The organism is Anoxybacillus sp. LAT27 (genome assembly GCF_022030075.1).
GTDB lineage: Bacteria > Bacillota > Bacilli > Bacillales > Anoxybacillaceae > Anoxybacillus > Anoxybacillus kestanbolensis.
Map to the genome: position 1 here is coordinate 1 of NZ_JAIWYK010000030.1, position 2927 is coordinate 2927.

2 protein-coding genes, 10 tRNA genes and 1 rRNA gene are annotated in these 2927 nt (G+C 46.5%); all 13 read left to right on the plus strand.

Features of this window, described 5'->3' with window-relative positions:
- Positions 1-370: 370 nt before the first annotated feature.
- Positions 371-487 (plus strand): 5S ribosomal RNA (rrf, locus tag LD028_RS02000).
- A 166-nt stretch (positions 488-653) separates the two neighbouring features.
- Positions 654-728, plus strand: a tRNA-Asn gene (locus LD028_RS02005).
- A 2-nt stretch (positions 729-730) separates the two neighbouring features.
- Positions 731-803 (plus strand) — tRNA-Thr (locus tag LD028_RS02010).
- A 15-nt stretch (positions 804-818) separates the two neighbouring features.
- Positions 819-890 (plus strand) — tRNA-Glu (locus LD028_RS02015).
- A gap of 8 nt (positions 891-898) precedes the next feature.
- Positions 899-974: transfer RNA gene (locus tag LD028_RS02020), tRNA-Val, on the plus strand.
- A gap of 59 nt (positions 975-1033) precedes the next feature.
- Positions 1034-1109: transfer RNA gene (locus LD028_RS02025), tRNA-Thr, on the plus strand.
- 5 nt (positions 1110-1114) lie between these two features.
- Positions 1115-1199, plus strand: a tRNA-Tyr gene (locus LD028_RS02030).
- 17 nt (positions 1200-1216) lie between these two features.
- A tRNA-Gln gene (locus tag LD028_RS02035) sits at positions 1217-1291 on the plus strand.
- Positions 1292-1315: 24 nt separating this feature from the next.
- Positions 1316-1388, plus strand: a tRNA-Lys gene (locus LD028_RS02040).
- Between the two features lie 6 nt (positions 1389-1394).
- Positions 1395-1469: transfer RNA gene (locus LD028_RS02045), tRNA-Gly, on the plus strand.
- A gap of 1 nt (position 1470) precedes the next feature.
- Positions 1471-1543 (plus strand) — tRNA-Ala (locus tag LD028_RS02050).
- A 135-nt stretch (positions 1544-1678) separates the two neighbouring features.
- Positions 1679-2575, plus strand: a complete 897-nt coding sequence (rocF, locus tag LD028_RS02055) for an arginase (RefSeq protein WP_237810767.1) — start codon at positions 1679-1681, stop codon at positions 2573-2575.
- 122 nt (positions 2576-2697) lie between these two features.
- Positions 2698-2927, plus strand: a 230-nt coding sequence (locus tag LD028_RS02060; RefSeq protein WP_237810768.1) for a sigma-70 family RNA polymerase sigma factor, incomplete at its 3' end; no start/stop codon positions are given.

Consider the following 2927-nt stretch of genomic DNA (forward strand, 5'->3'; position numbering starts at 1 on the left):
TAACTAAACACATAAAGAAAAGCGGAGGCGACTGTCCAGCCACGAAGAACGCGAAAGGCCTGCGAGGAGGCTGTTGCCGCCACAGCAGGACTGAAGCGGTTCGAGGGGCTAGGAGCCGCAGCTAGACATCACGAAAAGCGGAGAACGGTTCTTGACGTAGTCAAGAAAACGTCCGACGGAGCCGAGAGCTTTTGACGAAGACGTGCGTGCACGTCGAACGGAAAAAGCGAAGGCGCAGGAGGATGTTAGTTCGAAGCTAGACATCAAGAAAAGCGAAGGCGACTGTTCTGTTATCTAGTTTTGAAGGAATAAAAAATGCTTGACAACAAAAAATATTCCGTTATAATAACATTTGTCTAAAGCATTATTGCTCGGTGACGATGGCGGAGAGGTCACACCCGTTCCCATCCCGAACACGGAAGTTAAGCTCTCCAGCGCCGATAGTAGTTGGCGGGACACCGCCTGCGAGAGTAGGACGTTGCCGGGCAAAACAATATGTTATTCCGCAGTAGCTCAGTGACGAGCGATGCTTCGTCGATCAAGCTGCGAGTTGCCTCGACGCATTCATCATCATTGAGTATGCGAGTAGAGGAAGAGGCAGTAACATTCAATTGAAATAATGGTTAAGCAGTATGAATTACTTACATTTTTATTCCGCAGTAGCTCAGTGGTAGAGCACTCGGCTGTTAACCGAGCGGTCGTAGGTTCGAATCCTACCTGCGGAGCCAGTGCTTCCATAGCTCAGTTGGTAGAGCACTTCCATGGTAAGGAAGAGGTCACCGGTTCAAGCCCGGTTGGAAGCTTGTGTGTCGTATGTTGGCCCGTTGGTCAAGTGGTTAAGACACCGCCCTTTCACGGCGGTAACACGGGTTCGAATCCCGTACGGGTCATCTTTTATGGAGGATTAGCTCAGCTGGGAGAGCACTTGCCTTACAAGCAAGGGGTCGGCGGTTCGATCCCGTCATCCTCCACCATACGTTTTGATGAATGTGTAGGAAATTGGGTAGCATAATGTAGTCTAGGGAAAATAACTGCCGGCTTAGCTCAATTGGTAGAGCAACTGACTTGTAATCAGTAGGTTGCGGGTTCAAGTCCTGCAGCCGGCACCATCCGCGGAGGGGTAGCGAAGTGGCTAAACGCGGCGGACTGTAAATCCGCTCCCTTTGGGTTCGGCGGTTCGAATCCGTCCCCCTCCACCATTATTTTGTTTCATCAATGGGCTATAGCCAAGCGGTAAGGCAACGGACTTTGACTCCGTGATGCGCTGGTTCGAATCCAGCTAGCCCAGCCATTTAATTATAATTTAACTTATAACGAGCCATTAGCTCAGTAGGTAGAGCATCTGACTTTTAATCAGAGGGTCGGAGGTTCGAGTCCTCCATGGCTCACTGTTTGCGGAAGTAGTTCAGTGGTAGAACACCACCTTGCCAAGGTGGGGGTCGCGGGTTCGAGTCCCGTCTTCCGCTCCATGGGGCCTTAGCTCAGCTGGGAGAGCGCCTGCTTTGCACGCAGGAGGTCATCGGTTCGATCCCGATAGGCTCCATACTAAAACCTTAGGTATTACCTAAGGTTTTTTTCTGTTTGTTATAGAATAAATATTCAAAAAGTTGTCGAGTTGAGCCAACTGTTTCTCCTCATGTACAATAAACATCAGATACAACAAGGGGAGGAGATCGAGATGAACATTTCGATTATTGGAGTGCCAATGGACTTAGGACAAACACGTCGTGGTGTCGATATGGGGCCAAGTGCCATTCGCTACGCTGGCGTAGTAGAGCGTTTAGAAAACTTAAATCATGATATTGAGGATTTAGGAGATATTCAAATTGGTCGCGCTGAGCGCGTTCAAGGTGTGACAAATCCAAAATTACGAAACTTGAAAGCGGTTGCTGAAGCGAATGAAAAACTAGCCGCTACGGTGGATGAAGTTGTAGCCAAAGGTCGTTTCCCACTAGTGCTTGGTGGGGATCACAGCATTGCGATTGGGACACTTGCAGGAGTGGCTAGACATTATAAAAATTTAGGCGTCATTTGGTACGATGCACATGGAGATTTAAACACGGAAGAAACGTCTCCCTCGGGAAATATTCACGGTATGTCGCTTGCTGCAAGTTTAGGACTTGGTCATCCAGCTTTAACGATGATTGGTGGATATAGTCCAAAAGTGAAACCAGAAAATATTGTGATCATCGGTGCTCGTGCACTTGATGAAGGCGAAAAACAATTAATTAAAGAAAAAGGAATCAAAATATATACAATGCATGAGGTTGATCGTCTCGGTATGACAAAAGTAATGGAAGAGACGATTGCGTATTTAAAAGAACGAACAGACGGTGTACATTTGTCTCTTGACTTAGATGGGCTTGACCCACATGATGCACCTGGAGTTGGAACGCCGGTGATCGGTGGGCTCTCTTACCGTGAAAGTCATTTAGCGATGGAAATGTTAGCTGAAGCGCAAATCGTCACTTCAGCTGAATTTGTTGAAGTGAATCCGATTTTAGATGAGCGCAATAAAACAGCTGCAACTGCTGTCGCTTTAATGGGATCGCTGTTCGGTGAGAAGCTTGTATGAGGGGTGGCATGATGCCACCTCTTCATTTTTTTTAAAATATGAACATATTCGTTGCGATTTGTGGAACTTTGCTTTATGTTATTCGTATAAAATAGTAGCCCCCATGTGGAGGTAAATATTACATGGACATGTTTATTAGGCAACGCATTAAAGCAGTTAAAAAAGGAGATCAAAGTGCTTTTGCTGATATTGTTGAAATGTACAAAGATAAAATTTATCAACTATGCTATCGCATGTTAGGAAATCGTCATGAGGCGGAGGATGCGGCACAAGAAGCTTTTATTCGGGCGTATGTCAACATCCATACGTACGATCCAACTATGAAATTTTCTTCTTGGTTGTATCGCATTGC

Coding starts and splice junctions, on each gene's coding strand:
- rocF (WP_237810767.1), top strand. CDS start 1,679: ATGAACATTTCGATTATTGGAGTGCCAATGGACTTAGGACAAACACGT.